Origin of the sequence: Mumia sp. Pv4-285 (genome assembly GCF_041320275.1) — a bacterium.
GTDB classification, from domain to species: Bacteria; Actinomycetota; Actinomycetes; order Propionibacteriales; family Nocardioidaceae; genus Mumia; species Mumia qirimensis.
The window spans coordinates 2,764,437-2,782,948 of the sequence record NZ_CP162023.1 but is presented as its reverse complement, the minus strand read 5'-3'; the positions used below and the strand labels follow the sequence as shown (position 1 = coordinate 2,782,948).

Genomic DNA, 18,512 nt, shown 5'->3' with positions numbered 1-18,512 from the left:
ACCCGCGGTGCTGGCAGACTCGCCAGCATGAGTGCCGAGCAGCCCACGCCCGAGGTCGCCGTCATCGGCGGGACCGGTTTCTACACCTTCCTGGACGACGTGCGCGAGGTCGAGGTCGACACCCCGTACGGCCCGCCGTCCGCGCCGGTCGCGATCGGGACGGTGCCCACCGAGACCGGTCCGCGGCCGGTCGCCTTCCTGCCGCGGCACGGCGAGGGCCACCGCTTCCCGGCGCACGCCGTGCCGTACCGGGCCAACCTGTGGGCGCTGCGCAGCGTCGGCGTACGCCAGGTGCTGGCGCCGTGCGCGGTCGGTGGACTGCAGCCCGAGCTCGGGCCGGGGACCCTCGTGGTCCCGGACCAGCTCGTGGACCGTACGACCACGCGGACGCAGACGTACTACGACGACGGGGCCGTCCACGTCTCGTTCGCCGACCCATACTGTCCGCGTCTGCGGTCCGCACTCCGCGAAGGCGCTCCCGGCGAGGCTGTCGACGGCGGCACGCTGGTGGTCATCGACGGGCCGCGGTTCTCCACCCGGGCGGAGTCGCAGTGGTACTCCCGCGAGGGATGGTCGGTGATCGGCATGACCGGTCACCCGGAGGCGGTCCTCGCCCGCGAGCTCGCCCTCTGCTACGCGACCATCGCCCTCGTGACCGACCTGGACGCGGGCGTGGAGGCGGCCGAGGCCGTCAGCCACCAGGAGGTGCTGCGGGTGTTCGCCGAGCATCTCGGCGGCCTGCGCGACGCGCTGCGCGACGTCGTCGGCACCCTCGACGACCACCGCGACTGCGACTGCTCGCACGCGCTCGACGGGCTCGACCTGCCGCTGGCGCTCCCGTGAGGCGGCTGGCGTGAGGGTCCTGGTCACGGGATCAGCGGGGTTCATCGGCTCGCACGTCGTCGACGTCCTGACCGATGCCGGTCACGACGTGGTCGGGCTGGACCTGCTGCTTCCGCTCGCTCACGGCGCGGGCGCCTCGACGCCTGACGGCACGCGGCGCGGCGACGTACGCGTGCCCGCTGACGTCGACGCGGCGCTGGACGGGGTCGACGTGGTCTGCCACCAGGCGGCGATGGTCGGCAACGGGGTCGATGCCCAGGACTTCCCCGCGTACGCGGACCACAACGACCACGGCACGGCGGTGCTCCTTGCCGCGATGACGCGCGCGGGAGTCGGCTCCCTCGTCGTGGCGTCCTCGATGGTCGTCTACGGCGACGGCCGCTACACGTGCGCCGTGCACGGCGACGTCTCCCCGGCCGTGCGGCGCGAGGACGACCTGGAGGCCGGCCGGTACGACCCCGGCTGCGCGGTCTGCGGCGGACCGGTCGAGTGGCGCCTCGTCGACGAGGACACGCCCTTCGCGCCCACCAGTGCGTACGCGGCGTCGAAGGTCGCGCAGGAGCACTACGTCTCGGCGTGGTGCCGGCTGGTGGGAGCGTCGGCGCTGGCGTTGCGCTATCACAACGTGTACGGCCCCGGGATGCCTGCCGACACCCCGTACGCCGGGGTCGCGGCGATCTTCCGGTCGGCGCTGGCACGTGGAGAGGCACCCAGGGTGTTCGAGGACGGTGGGCAGATGCGCGACTTCGTCCACGTCCGTGACGTCGCCCGCGCCAACCTCGCTGCCGTCGAGCGCGTCGGGTCGCTCGGGAGCGGCCGGCACGCCTACAACGTCGCCTCCGGCCGCCCGGTCTCGCTCGGCACGATGGCACGCACGCTCGCGGCGGCCGCCGACGGCGCGTCACCCGTCGTGACGGGGGAGTACCGGCCTTACGACGTACGCCACGTGGTCGCGTCACCGGCCAAGTCGCGCGACGAGCTCGGCTTCACGGCGCAGGTCGCGCCCGAGGAGGGGCTCGCGCAGCTCGCGACGGACCCCCTGCGGACCCGCTGACGCCCTCGCGGAGGTGCCGCCCGCTCAGGCGTCGCGGCGGGCTCGCTCGGCCGGCGTCGCCTCCGCGAGCCCCGCCGGCAACGGCAACCGGACGGTGAACCGGCAACCCCCGGCGACGTTCTGGACGCTCACCTCACCGCCCTGGGCCCGGACCAGCCCGCGCGCGATCGCGAGTCCCATCCCCGCCCCGGTCTCGTCCTCGGCGTCGTTCTCCCGCGCCGCGGTGCCGCGGTAGCCGGCGTCGAACAGGTGCGGGATCTCGGCCTCGTCGATGCCCCCGCACGCGTCGACCACGTCGATGACCCCAGCCCCCGCCGACGCCCGTGTCGCGACCGTCACCGTCGTGCCAGCGGCGCTGTGGCGTACAGCGTTCGTCACGAGGTTGCCGACGGCGCGGGCGAGCTCGTCGGCCGCTGCGACGACGACGGCGTCCGTGCCCGAGTGCGCGAGACGAACGTCCCTTGCGCCCGCGTACGCGGAGGTCGACGCGACGACCTCGCTCGCCAGCATGCTCAGCGACAACGGCTCGGTGGTCAGCCGGAACGCGGGCGCCGTGATCCGCGACATCTCGAACAGGTCGTCGACCATCCGGCCGAGGCGGACCGACTCGCTGCGGATCCGTACGGCGTACGCCCGCACGTCGGCCGGACTCTCGACGACCCCGTCCTCGAGCGCCTCGGCCATCGCCCGGATGCCCGCGACCGGGGTCCGCAGGTCGTGGCTCAGCCAGGTCATCAGCTCGCGGCGAGACGCGTCGGCTGCGCGCTCACGCGAGAGGGCCTCGCGCTCCCACACGATCCGGCGGGCGAGCGCGCGTCCGAGGAGCACCGACGTCGGGATGCAGACGAGGGCGACGCCGATCCAGACCAGCGCCGTGCGCCGCAGCTCGGCGGTGAACATGAACCCGCTCGTCACGGCGACCCCGGTCACGATGGCGAGCAGCGGCACCAGCGTGAGGAGCATCAGCGAGACGGCGAGCGCGCGGCGGCGTACGGCGCGCAGCGCGAGGGCCCCTGCTCCCACGACGGCGAGAGAGCAGGCGATCCCGAGGAGCACGGCGCGCAGGTCAGACTCGGTCAGCACGGTCGCTCCCTCCGAGGTCGTAGCGATACCCCAGCCCGTACACGGTGACGATACGCGCCGGGTTCGCCGGGTCGGGCTCGATCTTGTGCCGGAGGCGCTTCACGTGGACGGTGACGGTCGAGTGGTCGCCGAACTCCCAGCCCCACACCTCGGCGAGCAGGTCGGTCCGCGAGAACACCTGGCCGGGGTGCGCGAGGAAGAAGGCGAGGAGGTCGAACTCCCGCAGCGTGAGCGCCAGCGGGGCCCCGGCCGTACGGACCTCGCGGGCGACGCGGTCCAGCTCCAGGTCGCCGTCGCGCAGCGTCGGAGCGGGGGCTGTCACGCCGACCGGCCCGCCGCGGACCCGCCGCAGGACCGCCTGCACCCGCAGCGCGAGCTCCTTGACGCTGAACGGCTTCGTGACGTAGTCGTCGGCGCCGACCGACAGTCCCGTGATGCGGTGGTCCTCGTCGGCGAGGGCGGTGAGCATGACGACCGGCACGTACACCTGCTCGGCGCGCAGCCGGCGGCACACCTCGACGCCGTCGATGCCGCCGAGCATGAGGTCGAGGACGACGAGGTCGGGCGACTCCGTCCGGGCGAGCAGCAGGCCCGTCTCGCCGTCGGCCGCGGTCGACACGCGGTGGCCGTCGCGCTCGAGGTAGCGCCGGACGACGTCGCGCACTGCGGGATCGTCCTCGACCACGAGCACGTGCGTCCCCTCGTCCACGGGCCTCACCACCTCGTCAGCAGCAGGTGCTGCACCGCCAGCGCGGTGACCACCTGCGCGATCACGAGCACGTGCCGCAGCCGTGGTCCGAGCAGGCTCGCGCCGAGCACCGCCCACAGCGAGAAGGGGAGCCAGATCCGCTCGACCTCCGCCTTGCTCATGCCGGACAACGTCGCGAGGACGACGCAGGCGAGCCCGCTGAGCGCAAGCACCGACACCGCGACGGTGCCGTGTCCTGCGCGTGGGCGGTGCGCGAGCGACCGTACGGCCTCGGCCAGCCCCGCCCAGCCGGCCAGCCCGATCGCGAAGGTCCACGCCGCGAGGTTCGCCCAGACCCAGTAGCCGTACGGCCGGTCGGCGGCGACGCCGTCGTAGTAGCGCTCGTGCAGCACCCCGTACGCCTCCCACCAGGCAAAGCCCGCCGCCGTGAACGTCGCGACCACGAGGAGTGCACCGGCGAGCACCCAGACCACGGGACGGAACCGACGTGCGAGGACGACCACGGCCAGCGCCGGGACGGCGAGCAGCACCAAGCCGTACGAGAGGTAGACCGTCGCCCCGAGCAGGACACCGGCTCCCAGCCCGGCCGCGACCTCCGCGCCCGTGCTGCGGGCGGTCAGGGCGACCGCGAGCAGGGCGAGGCCCCAGGCCGAGACCGCCATGAAGATCGCGTCGCCGCTGACGCCGACCCACACCGCCGCGGGCAGCAGCACCCACCACACTCCGGCGCGCCGCGCCCAGTGCTCACCGGCGAGGCGGCGTACGGCGATCGCGGCGCCCGCGAACGCGGTGCAGCCGAGGGTCACCACGACCAGCCCGATCAGCGCGGGGTCGGTGATGCCGGCGCGGTCGATCCCGACGAACACCAGCAGCGCACCTGGCGGATGGCCCGCGACGTGGATGCCCCAGTTGTCCGCCGCGTCGAGCGGGATGCGGTCGACGAAGCCGGAGAGCATCGAGGAGACGTCACCGACCGCCTGCGCGTCCGCGACGTACTCGCCACGTCGCGTGAACACCCGCCCCAGTCCGTCGGTGCCGTCGACCAGCGCGAGCGACATCGTCCAGCTCCACGCCGCCACGACGAGCGCGAGCAGGTACGCCGGCCAGCGGAGCGCGACCACGCGCGGCCACACCAGAAGGATGACCGCGGCGACGACGACGGGCAGCCACGAGGTCGCGGTCACGCGCGGCGACCAGTTCGCGTGCAACGGAGGGAATCGGGGGAGGCCCGAGATGCCGTTGTGGACGAAGATGCCCGTGATCGCGGGCCACGCCATCGCCGCGGCGACCAGGACGACGCCGATCGCGGCACCTACCAGCGCGGTGCGGGTACGGCGCGCGTCCAGGCTGGTCACCCGTCCACCGTAGGCCCTGCACCCGGGGTCGAGGGCACCGTGCGGCACGGGACGTCACGGGTTCGTCACCGCCTGACGGTCGGTCACGGAGGCGACTTCGGCCTACGGTCGAGACATGGCTGCCGAACCCGTCTGCGATCTCGTCGTGCCGTGCCGCGACGAGGCGCTGGCGCTGCCGACCGTGCTCGCGCGGGTGCCGGACCGGTTCGCCGTGATCGTGGTGGACAACGGGTCGCGCGACGGCACGGCCGGGGTCGCCCGACGGCTCGGAGCGCGCACCGTCGACGAGCCGGTCGCGGGGTACGGCGCTGCCGTCGCCGCCGGCGTCGCGGCCGCCAGCGCGCCGTACGTCGCCGTGATGGACGGGGACGCGTCGATGGATGCGGCCGATCTGGACCCGATGCTCGACGCCGTGCTGGCCGGCCGCGTGACGATGGCGCTCGGCCGCCGGCGCCCGGTGTCGGGGGGCGTGTGGCCGTGGCACGCCCGTGCCGGCACGACCGCGCTGGCCTGGTGGATCCGGCGCTCGACCGGGCTGCCGGTCCACGACCTGGCCCCGATGCGGGTGTGCCCGCGCGATGCCCTGGTCGCGCTGGACGTGCGTGACCGCCGGTTCGGCTATCCGCTGGAGCTGATGCTCGGCGCCGCGCGAGCCGGCTGGACGGTCGAGGAGCACGACATCGCCTACCGCGAGCGGGCCGCCGGGACCCGGTCGAAGGTGAGCGGCTCCGTCCGCGGCACCCTCCGTACGGCGGTCGACTTCGCGAAGGTGATGCGATGAGGTCCCCGACGCTGCTCGTCGTGGCGAAGGCACCCGAGCCGGGACGCGCGAAGACGCGCCTCGCCGCCCGTACCGGCGCCGAGGGCGCAGCGACGTTCGCGGCGGCGGCGTTCCTCGACACGCTCGACGCCGCGGCAGCGACCGGGTGGCCGGTCGTGCTCGCGATGGCGGGCGACCTCGACCACGCCGTGCAGGGCGCGGAGATCGCCGCGGCGTGCGCGCCGCACCGGACGGCCAGGCAGCGGGGCGACACCTTCGCGGAGCGGCTGGTCCACGCGCACGCCGACGCCGACGCCGGGGAAGGGGTCGTGCAGATCGGCACCGACACGCCTCAGGTGACGTCTGCGGACCTGGTCCGGGTCGCCGACCTCCTCGTCGACTCCGACGCCGTGCTCGGCCACGCCGAGGACGGCGGCTGGTGGGCGCTCGGAGTCCGGGAACCGCGTTGGGCCCGGGTGCTCGTCGACGTGCCGATGTCGCGACCGGACACGGGGGCACGGACGTACGAGGCTCTGGTGTCCGCAGGAGCCCGTGTCGCCGAGGCCGGTCGGCTCGCCGACGTCGACACGTGGGAGGACGCGCTCGAGCTCGCCCGTACGGCGCCGGGCACCCGCGCCGCGCGCGTCGTGCAACGGATCGCCAGCCAGCGTGAGCCAGTCCCGAGCCGGGACACCGGGGAGGTCCGATGACGCTCGACGAGCGTGCACCAGAACGCGCCGTGCTCGACGACCTCTTCGCGGCTCCGCGAGCCGAGGTCGTCACTGCCGACGGCGCGGTCGTCCCGCTCCCCGTCGACCGGTGGAAGGGCGAGGCGGACGCGGCCGACCACTCGCTGTTCGTGCGGCCGTGCACCGGGGCGACGCTCGACGTCGGCTGCGGCCCGGGGCGACTCACGCACGCCCTCACCCGCCGTCGTGTCCCAGCGCTCGGGGTCGACGTCTCGGCGGAGGCGGTCCGGCAGGCTCGCACGCGTGGGGCACCGGCGCTGTGCCGCGACGTCTTCGACGCCGTTCCCGGTGCGGGGACATGGCGACACGCGCTGCTGGCCGACGGAAACATCGGGATCGGCGGCGACCCCGTACGCCTGCTCCGGCGCGTCGCCGAGCTGCTCCACCCCCGGGGGACCCTCCTAGCCGAGGTGGAGCCCCACGGCACGGCCTCCCGGACCCACTGGGTACGCCTGCGCGTCCGCGGCTGCGAGAGCGCGCCGTTCCCGTGGGCTCGCGTCAGCATCGTGGGCGTCACGGACGTGGCCCACCGCGCCGGCATGGTCGTCCGCGCGGTCCACGAGCACGACGGCCGGCACGTCGCCGTGATCACCCGGGGGGAGTGACGGGAGTGCGGCTGCCGCGGGTGGAGGACTTCCCGACGCGGGGGCGGGGGTCGAGAACCACGGCGCGCGTGGGGACCTGGCTCGGGATCGCGTTCACGATCTGCTTCCTCACCGGACTGTGGAGCCACCTCCAGCAGACGACGCCCGGATGGTTGACCCTGCCCGTCGATCCGGCCTGGTTGTACCGGGTGACGCAGGGCGTGCACGTCATCGCCGGCACCGCCGCGGTGCCCCTGCTGCTGGTCAAGCTCTGGTCGGTCTACCCGCGGCTGTTCCTGCGACCGCCGCGCGGCACCGGTGCGCTGGCGCTGCACGCCCTCGAACGGCTCTCGATCCTCGCGCTCGTCGCCGCCGCGATCTTCCAGCTCGCGAGCGGCCTGACGAACATCGTCCAGTGGTACCCGTGGGCGTTCTCGTTCCGGGCCACCCACTACGCCGTCGCCTGGATCGCGATCGGAGCGCTGCTCCTCCACCTCGCGGTGAAGTGGCCGGCGATCCGAGCGGCCTACGCGCGAGAGGGCGGGACGACAGTGCCGCTTGGGTCGTCCGAGTCGGCGGAGGACGCCCGGACGCGCCGCAGCGTCCTGGTCGCCGCCGGTGTCGCGGCGGGTCTGGCCGTCGTCCTGACCGCCGGCCAGACGGTGCCGTGGCTGCGCAGGGTCTCGGTGCTCGCCGTCCGCAGCGGTGACGGCCCTCAAGGGCTGCCGGTGAACCGTACGGCAGCGCAGGCCGGGGTCGCACGCCCGACCGGGTGGCAGCTGGAGGTCGTCCACGGCGACACCCGCCGTACGTTCACGCTCGACGACCTGACGGCACTCCCGCAGACCACCCGCGTCCTGCCGATCGCCTGCGTGGAGGGGTGGAGCCGCTCGGCCGAGTGGACGGGAGTGCCCGTGCGCACGCTGCTGGCGATGGTCGGCGCCCCCGCGTCGTCCGAGGTCCACGTCAGCTCGCTCCAGACGCGCCGGGCGTTCGGGACGTCCGACCTGCCGCCCGCGTTCGCCGCGGACCCGCGAACGCTGCTCGCGCTGCGCCTCAACGGGGAGGAGCTCGACCTGGACCACGGCTGGCCGTGCCGGCTGATCGCCCCGAACCGGCCGGGAGTCCGGCAGACGAAGTGGGTCACCCGTCTGGAGGTGCGGACGTGAGCGGGACGCGGTGGGGCGTGGGCGTCGGGGGGGTTGCGGCCGCGGCGTACGGCGCGTGGCTGCTCCTGCGGCTGGACCTCGGCCAGCTCGTCTCCGCCGTGCTCTGGCTGGGCGGCGGGGTGCTCGCGCACGATGCCGTGCTCGCGCCCCTCGTCGTGCTGGTGTCGCTGCTCCTCGTACGGCTCCTCCCGCAGCCCGCGCGGCTGCCGGCGGCACTCGTCGGTCTCGTCTGGGGGACCGTGACGGTGATGGCGCTGCCGGTCCTGTCCGGTCAGGGCGGTGGCGACGAGAACGCGACGCTGCTCGACCGCTCGTACGGGACGGCGTGGATGTGCCTGACCGCGGGAGCCGCCGCCGTCGTCCTGGTGTGGTCCGGGGTGCGAGCCCGACGCGGGCGCCGCGCCGGCACGTGAGCCACGGTCGACCTCGGAGATGTTCGGCCGTCGCGTGTGTGCAGGAACCGTGAGCGGGTACCGCTCCCGCGTACGACCGGCACGCCCTTTCGACCGACGAGGAGAGACATGGATCTCAAGCAGCTGGCCAAGGAGACCTTCGACCGGGTCGTGCACGGCCTCGCTGGCGGCACGGAGCCCACGATCCCCGGGGCGCCGGGTCCAGAGCCCGCCAGCCTTGCTGAGCCCACCGAACCGCGTGAGCCGCTCCCGCCGAAGCCCGACCAGAGTGCGCCCGCCACCCGTACCGCCACGGGCGTCGAGACCGGCGCGCCGCTGACGGCTCGCGCGCAGCAGGAGAAGTACCTGACGACCTCGACCGGGGTACGCCTGCGCGACACCGACCACTCGCTCAAGGCAGGCGAGCGTGGCCCGACGCTGCTCCAGGACCACCACCTGCGGGAGAAGATCACCCACTTCGACCACGAGCGGATCCCCGAGCGTGTGGTGCACGCACGTGGGGCGGGCGCGCACGGCGTCTTCGTGGGCTACGGAACCGCCGACGCGATCTGCAGGGCCGCGTTCCTGCGCGAGGGTGCCGAGACGCCGACGTTCGTCCGCTTCTCGACCGTGCTGGGATCACGCGGCTCGGCCGACACGGTCCGCGACACGCGCGGCTTCGCGACGAAGTTCTACACGCCCGAGGGCAACTTCGACCTCGTCGGCAACAACATCCCGGTGTTCTTCATCCAGGACGGCATCAAGTTCCCCGACGTCATCCACGCCGGCAAGCCGCACCCGGACCGGGAGATCCCCCAGGCGCAGAGCGCGCACGACACCTTCTGGGACTTCGTGTCCCTGCACACCGAGGCCCAGCACCACACCATGTGGAACATGTCCGACCGCGGGATCCCGCGGTCGTACCGGATGATGGAGGGCTTCGGCGTCCACACCTTCCGGGTCGAGAACGCGGCGGGGGAGACCTCGCTGGTCAAGTTCCACTGGAAGCCGCAGCTCGGCGTGCACTCCCTCACGTGGGAGGAGGCGCAGATGATCAGCGGGATGGACCCGGACTTCCACCGGCGCGACCTCTACGACGCGATCGAGTCCGGCGCGTATCCCGCGTGGGAGCTGGGCCTTCAGGTCTTCCCCGACAACCCCGAGCAGGTCTTCGAGGGCATCGACCTTCTCGACCCGACGAAGATCGTGCCCGAGGAGCTGGCGCCGGTGCAGCCCGTCGGCCTGATGGTCCTCACGGCGAACCCGACCAACTTCTTCGCCGAGACCGAGCAGGTCGCCTTCCACGTCGGCCATCTCGTGCCCGGGATCGACGCCACCGACGACCCGCTGGTGCAGGCGCGCCTCTTCTCGTACGTCGACACGCAGCTGACCCGCCTCGGCGGGCCCAACTTCAACCAGCTGCCCGTCAACCGGCCGCACTCCGAGGTCAACGACATGCTCCGCGACGGCTTCCACCAGCACGCGGTGCACGCCGGCGTGGCGCCGTACCGTCCGAACTCGCTGGACGGCGGCTGCCCGTTCCAGGCCGGTGCCGAGGTGGACGGCTCCTTCGAGCACCTCGCCGTCCGGGTGGCCGAGGGCACCAAGGTGCGCGCCCAACCCGCGTCGTACGACGACCACTTCAGCCAGGTGCGGCTCTTCTGGCTGAGCATGTCGCGGGTGGAGCAGGAGCACATCATCCGCGCCTACGCCTTCGAGCTGGGCAAGTGCTACGACCAGGCGATCAAGGAGCGCCAGCTGCAGTGCCTGGCGAACATCGACCCGGTGCTCTGCGAGGAGGTCGCCACGGGCCTCGGCCTGCCTGCGCCGTCGCCGACGATCCCGCTGCTCGATCCCGCCCCCAGCCCCGCCCTGTCCCAGGTCGGTGAGGCGTGGCCGCCCGACGGCCGCATGGTCGGCATCGTCGTCGACCCCGACGGCGACCTGTCCGGCGTCGACGAGGTTCGTACGGCGGTCTTCGAGGCCGGCATGGTTCCGCTCGTGATCGGTCCCCACGGCGGGATGCTGGGCGAGGGGATCGCCGCGCAGCGCACCTTCGCGACCGCTCGGTCGGTGGAGTTCGACGCCGTTCTGATCGCCGGGGCCCCGGTGCCGGCACCGGACGCGCTGCCGCTGCGCGACGCGAAGGCGGGCGCGGCCGACACGGTCTCCATCGACCCACGCGTGGTGCTGCTGGTCGAGGAGTGCTTCCGGCACGCCAAGGTCATCGGCGCCTGGGGCGGTGGGGGCGCCGTGCTCGACGCCGCCGGGTGCGCCGGTGGGCCGGGCATCGTCCGCGGCGAGACCGGTGCCGAGGTGCTCGCCCGCGTCCAGGAGGACATGGCGCTGCACCGGGTGTGGGACCGCTTCGCAGCCGTCGTCTGACCGCACGCGCACGCGTTCGACGCGACTACCGACACGCGGCGTGTCGGTAGTCGCGTCGAACAGGTGTTCGGACTAGAGTCGTCCCCAGGTCGACGGACGGGCCCGGTTTCCCCAGCACTCGTGCGAGTCGCACGAAGTGTCGGTGCCGATCCCTACCGTCGTAGACGACCGGCGGACACAAGAGATGTGAAGGGACCACGCTGATGGCTGCTGACCCGGGCAAGGGCGCACCGAAGGACCGCGACAAGGCACTCGACGCCGCGATGGCGCAGATCGAGCGTTCGCACGGCAAGGGATCGGTGATGCGCCTCGGTGAGCGTGGCAAGATCCCGATCGAGGTCATCCCCACCGGGGCGACCTCCTTGGACATCGCTCTCGGCATCGGCGGGCTCCCGCGCGGCCGCATCGTCGAGATCTACGGGCCGGAGTCCTCCGGCAAGACGACGGTGGCGCTGCACGCGGTCGCCAACGCGCAGAAGGCCGGGGGCATCGCGGCGTTCATCGACGCCGAGCACGCGCTCGACCCCGAGTACGCCAAGGCGCTCGGTGTCGACACCGACGCCCTTCTCGTCTCGCAGCCGGACTCCGGCGAGCAGGCGCTCGAGATCGCCGACATGCTGATCCGCTCCGGCGCGCTCGACATCATCGTCATCGACTCCGTCGCCGCGCTCGTGCCCCGTGCCGAGATCGAGGGCGAGATGGGTGACAGCCACGTCGGTCTGCAGGCCCGCCTCATGAGCCAGGCGCTGCGCAAGCTCACCGGCGCGCTCCACGGCGCCGGCACGACCGCGATCTTCATCAACCAGCTCCGCGAGAAGATCGGCGTCATGTTCGGCTCGCCGGAGACCACGACCGGTGGCAAGGCGCTCAAGTTCTATGCCTCGGTCCGCCTCGACGTCCGACGCATCGAGACGCTCAAGGACGGCACCGACATGGTGGGCAACCGCACCCGCTGCAAGGTCGTCAAGAACAAGATGGCCCCGCCGTTCAAGCAGGCCGAGTTCGACATCATGTACGGCCAGGGCATCAGCCGCGAGGGCAGCCTCCTCGACGTGGGCGTCGACGCGGGCTTCGTCCGCAAGGCCGGCGCTTGGTACACGTACGAGGGCGATCAGCTCGGCCAGGGCAAGGAGAACGCGCGCAGCTTCCTGCGCGACAACCCCGACCTCGCCGACGAGCTCGAGAAGAAGATCATGGAGCACCTCGGCATCGGCGCCGCGGTCGACGACCCCGCCGATCCTGTGGTCCCGGTGGTCGGCGCGGTCAAGGGTGCCAAGGCCGAGAAGGCCACGGTCGACTTCTGACCATGGCGCGCACGCAGCGCTCGGGGTCCTGGCGTCGCCGGGATCCCGAGCCCGACGCCGAGCGTGACCTCGGTCCGGAGCCGGATCACGAGGTCGTCGCCCGCAAGATCCTGCTCGACCGACTCGCTGAGCAGCCGCGCTCGCGTGCCGAGCTGGCCGCACAGCTCGCCCGGCGCAACGTGCCGGACGAGATCGCCGACCAGATGCTCGACCGCTTCGAGGCCGTCGGGCTCGTCGACGACGAGGAGTTCGCCCAGCTGTGGGTGCGCTCCCGGCAGCAGACGCGCGGTCTCGCCGGTCGTGCACTCGCGCTCGAGCTCCGCCGCAAGGGCATCGACGACGAGATCGTGCGCGACACGATCGACACCATCGATCCGGAGTCGGAGGAGGCCGCGGCGCGCGCTGTCGTCCGCAAGAAGTTGCGCTCGATGCGCAACCTCGAGGAGCAGGTCAAGGTTCGGCGGCTCGTCGGTGCGCTTGGGCGCAAGGGCTACGGCCCTGGACTCGCCTACCGGATCGTCCGCGAGGAGATCGGCGCCGCCGAAGACTCGTTCGACGCCGGCGACTGGGACGACGACGCCTGACCGCGCGTGACGCCGTGCCAGCATGGGGGAGTGCGTGGTGTCGTTGCCGGTGTCTCGTGCCTGCTCCTCCTGAGTGCGTGCAGCGGGGGCGGGCCCAGCGGTGAGCCGACGTCTCCCGGCCCGGCTCCGGCGACCTCGTCGGCGAGCTCGGATGGCCCCGGCTCGCCCGGAGGCGTTGCCCCACGAGACACACCGACGCCCGGAGAGCCAGGCCTCGGCGGTCCGTCGAGCGGCACTCCCAAGCCCGAGCAACCCGCTGTCGACGTCGCCGCGATGCGCGCCGCAGTGCGTCACCTCGCGGGTGAGATCGGCCCGCGTCTCGCCACGTCGGCTTCTTTCCGGGAGGCCGCGACGTGGTTCAGCGACCAGATGCGCGGGCTCGGTTACACGGTCTCGCAGGAGATGTTCCGCGTGCCGGGCGGAGACTCGTGGGGTGTGCCGGTCGAGGCCGGCCGATCGATGAACGTCATTGCCGACCCGCCCGGCTTCGACCCTGCCCGTCCGCACCTCGTCGTCGGCGCGCACCTCGACACCGTCGCAGTGTCACCGGGCGCAGAGGACAACGCGTCAGGCGTTGCGGTGGTCCGAGAGCTGGGGCGGCTGGCGGCGACGTACGGAAGTCGGTTGCCCGTCCGGTTCGTCGCCTTCGGAGCGGAGGAGCCACGTGGCCCAGGCGACGACCTCCACCATTTCGGATCGCAGCACCGGGTTGCAGCGATGACGGCCGCTGAACGCCGCGCACTGCGGGCGATGGTGTCGCTCGACCGCGTAGGGGTCCGTGGACCGTCCGTCCCGGTGTGCGACGGCGGGACGAGCAATGGCCGCGTGGTCCGCTCGCTCGTCGACGCTGCCGGCGGCATCCCGACGGCCACTTGCGAGGACCGCGCGAGCGACCACTGGTCGTACGAGAAGGCGGACATCCCGGCGGCGCGACTCGGCAGCATCCCGTACGCCGGATACCACTCCGCGGGAGATCTCCCGCGGGTCGTCGACGATCGCCAGCTCCAACGCGTCGCCACGATCACCTGGCGCTGGCTCCAGTAGCCGCCCCGTCCCCGATTTGTGCAGTTCGACAAGGATTGAGGCGCCCCATTCCTTGTCGAACTGCACAAATCGGGGACGAGAGGGCGCTCAGGGGAGGGCGTACGGGCCGCGGCTGGTCTCCCAGGCGGTGGCGAGGACGCGTTCGGCCCGCCCCGCCCGCACCGGGCGTGGCGTGAAGCTGCCGTCGATCACGTACGGGACGAGCCGTGCGCCCTTCACCTCTCCGTCCCACAGGACCAGCTCGAGCACCGCGCCTTCGCGTGTGCGCCGCTGGAAGTCCATGTCGAAGACGAAGTTGCCGAGCGAGTGCACGACAAGCGTGTCGCCCATCTGCTCGAGTCCCTGTAGCCAGTGCGGATGCCCGCCCACCACGACGTCGGCACCGGCGCGCGCCACGACCCGGGCGACGCGGCGCTGGGAGGCCTCGGGCACGTTGGTGTACTGCGTGCCCCAGTGCGTCATCACGACCACCGTGTCGACCTCGCCGGCCAACTGACGTACCTGCCGTTCGAGCCGCGCCAGCCGCACCTCGTCCATCGGGCCGGTACGAGGCGGCATGTCGAGCCGGCTGGTGCCCGGTCGGGAGGCTGTTGCGGCGGGCGTCTCTCCGATCGAGTCCACAGCGATGAACCCCACCATCGTCCCACCGCGCTCGACGACCAGCGGGCGTTCCGCCTCGGCGCGGTCGCGGCCCGCGCCGACGTACGGCAGACCGCCGGCGCGAAGGCGATCGAACGAGTCGCGCATCGCCTGAGGCCCGAAGTCGCCGAGGTGGTTGTTGGCGAGTCCGATGACGTCGAAGCCGGCGGCGCGCAGACCCCGCCGTACGGAGGGATCCGCACCGAACGAGTCGCCACCCTGCGTCGGCGAACCGCGCTGCGAAAGCGTCGACTCGAGGTTGCCGACGGTGATGTCCGCGGCGGCGAGCCGTTCCGCGAACGGGCGGAACACCGCAGTCGGATCACCGGCACGGTCGAGGTACGCACCCACTCTGCGTCCCAGCATGATGTCGCCGGTGACCGCGAGCGTGACGATCTCGGGGTCGGGCGATGCGGTCTCGCTGCGCAGCGGGTACGCGGCGGGATCGAGCAGCGGTTCGACGCTGCCCACCCGCACGGCGCGGACGGTCTCGTCGACGGCGGACACCGGCACGTACCCCACAACGGCCGGGTCGCTCCTCACCCGCGTCATCACCGCCGCGGCGTCGGCGAGGAACTCGGCGGACGGGACGTCAGAACGGTCGGTGATCAGGCGGAGCCCTGACAGGCTTCCCGAGCCGAGAAGGCGTACGGCGCCGTCCGTCGACAGCACGCGCAGAGGGGAGTGGTGGTGCGTGACGAGGATGCGGGAGTCCTCGGCAGGCTCCGGCGGCGTGACGGGATCGGGGGAAACGGTGGTCCGGACCGGTGTGGTTGGCTCGGACGGCTCGTCGGGTGGCGCAGCGGTGCACCCGGCCGCGAGCACGGCCGTGGCGAGAAGGAGCGCGGGGCGTCCCATTCCCCGAGGTTACGGGGCGTCGTAGCCTCGGGTCATGTCTGAGAGCGGAGACGGCACGATCGCCTTCCGCCGGATGCGCGAGGACGACCTCGGTCTGCTGGTGCGGTGGCGTCACGAGCCGCACGTCCTTCGCTGGTTCCGCGATCCGCCCAGCAACGTCGAGGACGCGATGGACCGGTACGGCGATCGGCTGCACGGCGATCACCCGACACGCATGTGGGTGGTGGAGGAGGACGGTGAGCCGGTCGCTCAGGTGCAGGACTTCCCGATCGACGCCGAGGACGAGCTGGCCGTACGCGTCCAGCTGCCGGGTGCGGTCGGGTTCGACTACCTGATCGGGGATCCGGACAGGATCGGGCGCGGGCTGGGCACGCGGATGATCGCGCAGTACCTGCGGCAGGTGGTGCGGCGCGACCATCCCGACGCGCCGTGGCTCGTGGCGTGCCCCGATGCCCGCAACGCGGCGTCGCTGCGGGTCCTCGACAAGCTCGGCTTCACCCAGCGCCAGTGGATCCAGGTCCCAGGGGAGGAGTACGCGCAGATCGTGTGCCGCATCGCCGCTGACGATGCGCCAACCGTCAGTTACCCGTGAGTAACAAACCTGCTAGCGTGCCGCCTATGAACTCGACGCTGGCCATGTACAAGCGCTTCACATCCCTACCGCTCGGTGACCGCCTGTTCAGCCTGGCGTTCAGTCTCAAAGCCCCGTACTTCCGCACCATCCACCCGCGGGTGACCGAGATGCGCCAGCACCGCGCCGAGCTCGTCCTGCCGAAGCGGTGGTCGGTCAAGAACCACATCGGCACCGTCCACGCGATCGCGGTGTGCAACGGCCTCGAGGCGGCCATGGGGTTGCTCGCAGAGGCGACCGTGCCGGACGGCTACCGGTGGCTGCCGAAGGGTATGGACGTCTCGTACCTCGCGAAGTCGACCAGCGACCTCGTGTGCGTCGCCGAGACGACGGAGGCGGACTGGGCGAAGGCACCCGAGGTCGACGTCGCCGTGCACGCGACCCGCGACGACGGCACGCGGGTCGTCGAGGGGGTCATCCACCTCTGGGTCACGCCCGCACCGAGCCGTTGACCAGGGTGCGACACTGGGCGGCGTGACCAACGCCTACTGCACCTTGTCCGTACGCCGCGTCGACGGCAGCCGTGAGCTGCACGAGTACGCACGGATCCTCGGGCTGCGCGACGGGTTCCTCTTCCTCGAGGACGGCGTGCTGACCGACCGCTCCGGCAACGGCATCCGTACGGCGCAGGTGCACGCGATCCCGGTGGCCGAGATCGCCGCCGTCGACGTGGAGACCCACGCCGACGACGACGAGAACAGCGAGACCACCATCGGGCTCGAGTCTGCAGGCATGCTCAACTTCGACGGCAGCGTCTACGTCCGCTGAGAGGAGGCGGTTACTGGTAGCCGCCGGCGCCGGTGCCGGCGCCGCCCTTGGTTGCCGCCTGGCGTGCCGCCTCGACCTCGGCACGCGCTTGCCGTTCCTCCTCGCCGAGCACGCCGACCGCAGTGACATTCAGCTTGTGCCCGCCGGAGTACTTGCGCTCGACCCAGCGGCCGAGCCAGTCGAGCAGCAGGTTGATGACGAGATAGATCAGGAGCAGCACGAGCGCCGTCGCGAGGTAGTTCTTGTACTCGCGATAGATGTCGCGGCCGACGGTGGTGAGCCCCGGCGCCAGGATGACGAACCCGAGCGACGTGTCCTTCAGCGCGACGATGCACTGGCTGATGATCGACGGCAGCATGATCCGGACGGCCTGCGGCATGAGGACACTGCCCATGACCTGGGACTTGCGCATTCCCAGGGCGTACGCCGCCTCGGCCTGACCCTTGGGGACGGCGTTGATGCCGGCCCGGAACACCTCGGCGAGGACCGACCCGTTGTAGAGGATCAGGCCGGCGACGAGGGCGTAGAACGCTGCGTCGACCTGCTGGTCCAGCAACGCCCAGCTGAAGATGATGAGGAGAAGGAGCGGCACGGCGCGGAAGAACTCGACCACCAGCCAGGACGGCCAGCGGATGAGCCGGTGGTCTGACAGCTTGCCGATCCCGAACAGCACGCCGTACACGAGTGCGCCGAGGATGGCGAAGACCGCGGCCTTGAGGGTGTTGAGCAGCCCCTGCCAGATGATCTCCATGTAGGCCGGGGTGACGAACGGCTCCCACACCCCCTCGTACTCGAGCTGTCCGTTGTCGTACAGGACCTTGACGACGACGTACGCGAGGGCGATCAGGGCGACGACCGCGATGGCGCCGATCAGGCGATAGCGACGCAGTGCCCGCGGGCCGGGCGCGTCGTACAGGACGGTGCTCTTGGTCATCGCTCAGCCCTCCAGCGTCGCTCCAGCATGGCGGCGCCGAACGAGATCGCTTCGACGATGATGACGTAGCCGAGGGCGATCCCGAGGAAGATCACCACGCGCTCGGTGGCGTAGTCGTTGTTGAGGCCCTTCATCCGGAAGGTGGCTTCGGCGACACCGAACGACGACGCCAGCGACGTGTTCTTGGTGAGCGCGATGAACACGCTCGCCAGCGGCGGGACGACGTTGCGGAACGACTGCGGCAGCACGACCTGCGTCATCGTCTGGCCGAAGGTGAAGCCGAGCGAGCGGGAAGCCTCAGCCTGGCCCAGCGGGATGCCGTTGATCCCCGACCGGAGCGACTCGGCGACGAACGCGCCGGTGTAGAGCCCCATCGCGAGGACGACCTTCCAGTAGAAGCTCGGGTTGATCCCGAGCTGCGGAAGGCCGTAGTAGGTGATGAGTAGCAGCACCAGCAACGGGCTGTTGCGGAAGATCGTGACGTACACCGTGCCGGTGCCGCGCAGCACGGGGACGGGGCTGACCCGGAAGAGGGCGACGAGGGTGCCGATGACCAGTGCAAGCGCGCCGGCTCCGACGAGGAGTTGGAGGGTCTTCACGAAACCGTCGAGAACAAGGTCCCAGTTCTCGGTCAAAGCGTCCACGTGCACCTCCTCACGGAGTCGGG

The 18,512-nt window shown here is 72.0% G+C and carries 20 protein-coding genes; 14 read left to right on the top strand and 6 right to left on the bottom strand.

The window, feature by feature from the left end:
* The first annotated feature begins 27 nt into the window (after positions 1 to 27).
* Entirely contained in the window at positions 28 to 843 is an 816-nt protein-coding gene (locus AB3M34_RS13425; RefSeq protein WP_370614568.1) for an S-methyl-5'-thioadenosine phosphorylase, read from the top strand.
* Positions 844 to 853: 10 nt separating this feature from the next.
* The gene (locus tag AB3M34_RS13420; RefSeq protein ID WP_370614566.1) at positions 854 to 1,897 is read left to right on the top strand and encodes an NAD-dependent epimerase/dehydratase family protein; all 1,044 of its coding nucleotides are present in this window, start codon (positions 854 to 856) and stop codon (positions 1,895 to 1,897) included.
* Positions 1,898 to 1,921: 24 nt separating this feature from the next.
* Here the strand turns inward: AB3M34_RS13420 and AB3M34_RS13415 are convergent, their stop codons facing one another.
* Genes AB3M34_RS13415 through AB3M34_RS13405 form a run of 3 tightly spaced genes read right to left on the bottom strand, consistent with a single transcriptional unit; the run spans position 1,922 to position 5,044 of the window.
* Positions 1,922 to 2,980 (bottom strand): sensor histidine kinase, encoded by a 1,059-nt coding sequence (locus AB3M34_RS13415; protein WP_370614564.1) that lies wholly within the window; start codon positions 2,978 to 2,980, stop codon positions 1,922 to 1,924.
* Positions 2,964 to 3,689 carry a response regulator transcription factor gene (locus AB3M34_RS13410; protein WP_370614563.1) on the bottom strand — a complete coding sequence of 242 codons (726 nt, stop codon included), beginning with the start codon at positions 3,687 to 3,689 and terminating at the stop codon, positions 2,964 to 2,966. Before AB3M34_RS13410 ends, AB3M34_RS13415 begins: the two co-directional genes overlap by 17 nt.
* Positions 3,690 to 3,694: 5 nt before the next feature.
* Entirely contained in the window at positions 3,695 to 5,044 is a 1,350-nt protein-coding gene (locus AB3M34_RS13405) for a hypothetical protein (RefSeq protein WP_370614561.1), read from the bottom strand.
* Positions 5,045 to 5,159: 115 nt separating this feature from the next.
* On the opposite strand from AB3M34_RS13405, the gene AB3M34_RS13400 reads away from it, so the two are divergent.
* The 9 genes from AB3M34_RS13400 to AB3M34_RS13360 all read left to right on the top strand — a co-directional run bounded on the left by AB3M34_RS13400 (position 5,160) and on the right by AB3M34_RS13360 (position 14,015).
* On the top strand, positions 5,160 to 5,825 hold the full coding sequence (locus AB3M34_RS13400) for a glycosyltransferase family 2 protein (RefSeq protein WP_370614559.1): 666 nt from the start codon (positions 5,160 to 5,162) through the stop codon (positions 5,823 to 5,825).
* A complete protein-coding gene (locus AB3M34_RS13395) occupies positions 5,822 to 6,514 on the top strand; it encodes a TIGR04282 family arsenosugar biosynthesis glycosyltransferase (protein WP_370614557.1) in 693 nt (230 codons plus the stop codon). Before AB3M34_RS13400 ends, AB3M34_RS13395 begins: the two co-directional genes overlap by 4 nt.
* Positions 6,511 to 7,158 (top strand): methyltransferase domain-containing protein, encoded by a 648-nt coding sequence (locus tag AB3M34_RS13390; RefSeq protein ID WP_370614556.1) that lies wholly within the window; start codon positions 6,511 to 6,513, stop codon positions 7,156 to 7,158. The genes AB3M34_RS13395 and AB3M34_RS13390 overlap by 4 nt, the downstream gene beginning before the upstream one ends.
* Before the next feature lie 68 nt (positions 7,159 to 7,226).
* Complete coding sequence (locus AB3M34_RS13385) at positions 7,227 to 8,306, top strand: molybdopterin-dependent oxidoreductase (protein WP_370614554.1); 1,080 nt, start codon at positions 7,227 to 7,229, stop codon at positions 8,304 to 8,306.
* Entirely contained in the window at positions 8,303 to 8,719 is a 417-nt protein-coding gene (locus AB3M34_RS13380) for a hypothetical protein (protein WP_370614553.1), read from the top strand. The genes AB3M34_RS13385 and AB3M34_RS13380 overlap by 4 nt, the downstream gene beginning before the upstream one ends.
* A gap of 108 nt (positions 8,720 to 8,827) precedes the next feature.
* The gene (locus AB3M34_RS13375; RefSeq protein WP_370614552.1) at positions 8,828 to 11,083 is read left to right on the top strand and encodes a catalase; all 2,256 of its coding nucleotides are present in this window, start codon (positions 8,828 to 8,830) and stop codon (positions 11,081 to 11,083) included.
* Positions 11,084 to 11,286: 203 nt separating this feature from the next.
* Entirely contained in the window at positions 11,287 to 12,387 is a 1,101-nt protein-coding gene (gene recA / locus AB3M34_RS13370) for a recombinase RecA (protein WP_370614550.1), read from the top strand.
* 2 nt (positions 12,388 to 12,389) lie between these two features.
* On the top strand, positions 12,390 to 12,971 hold the full coding sequence (locus AB3M34_RS13365) for a regulatory protein RecX (protein WP_370614549.1): 582 nt from the start codon (positions 12,390 to 12,392) through the stop codon (positions 12,969 to 12,971).
* Between the two features lie 273 nt (positions 12,972 to 13,244).
* Positions 13,245 to 14,015, top strand: a complete 771-nt coding sequence (locus AB3M34_RS13360; RefSeq protein WP_370614548.1) for a M28 family metallopeptidase — start codon at positions 13,245 to 13,247, stop codon at positions 14,013 to 14,015.
* Positions 14,016 to 14,102: 87 nt separating this feature from the next.
* Here AB3M34_RS13360 and AB3M34_RS13355 read toward each other — a convergent pair whose 3' ends face one another.
* The gene (locus AB3M34_RS13355) at positions 14,103 to 15,512 is read right to left on the bottom strand and encodes a CapA family protein (protein ID WP_370614546.1); all 1,410 of its coding nucleotides are present in this window, start codon (positions 15,510 to 15,512) and stop codon (positions 14,103 to 14,105) included.
* A 34-nt stretch (positions 15,513 to 15,546) separates the two neighbouring features.
* Here AB3M34_RS13355 and AB3M34_RS13350 point away from each other — a divergent pair, with 34 nt between their 5' ends.
* From AB3M34_RS13350 to AB3M34_RS13340, 3 genes are read left to right on the top strand one after another with little or no spacing between them, the layout of a single operon-like run.
* Positions 15,547 to 16,104, top strand: coding sequence for a GNAT family N-acetyltransferase (locus AB3M34_RS13350; protein ID WP_370614545.1), 558 nt, complete (start codon positions 15,547 to 15,549; stop codon positions 16,102 to 16,104).
* A 26-nt stretch (positions 16,105 to 16,130) separates the two neighbouring features.
* A complete protein-coding gene (locus AB3M34_RS13345) occupies positions 16,131 to 16,595 on the top strand; it encodes a hotdog fold domain-containing protein (RefSeq protein WP_370614544.1) in 465 nt (154 codons plus the stop codon).
* 22 nt (positions 16,596 to 16,617) lie between these two features.
* On the top strand, positions 16,618 to 16,911 hold the full coding sequence (locus tag AB3M34_RS13340; RefSeq protein ID WP_370614543.1) for a hypothetical protein: 294 nt from the start codon (positions 16,618 to 16,620) through the stop codon (positions 16,909 to 16,911).
* A 10-nt stretch (positions 16,912 to 16,921) separates the two neighbouring features.
* Here AB3M34_RS13340 and AB3M34_RS13335 read toward each other — a convergent pair whose 3' ends face one another.
* The gene (locus AB3M34_RS13335) at positions 16,922 to 17,845 is read right to left on the bottom strand and encodes an amino acid ABC transporter permease (protein WP_370614542.1); all 924 of its coding nucleotides are present in this window, start codon (positions 17,843 to 17,845) and stop codon (positions 16,922 to 16,924) included.
* Positions 17,842 to 18,489 (bottom strand): amino acid ABC transporter permease, encoded by a 648-nt coding sequence (locus AB3M34_RS13330; RefSeq protein ID WP_370614540.1) that lies wholly within the window; start codon positions 18,487 to 18,489, stop codon positions 17,842 to 17,844. Before AB3M34_RS13330 ends, AB3M34_RS13335 begins: the two co-directional genes overlap by 4 nt.
* Positions 18,490 to 18,512: the final 23 nt, after the last annotated feature.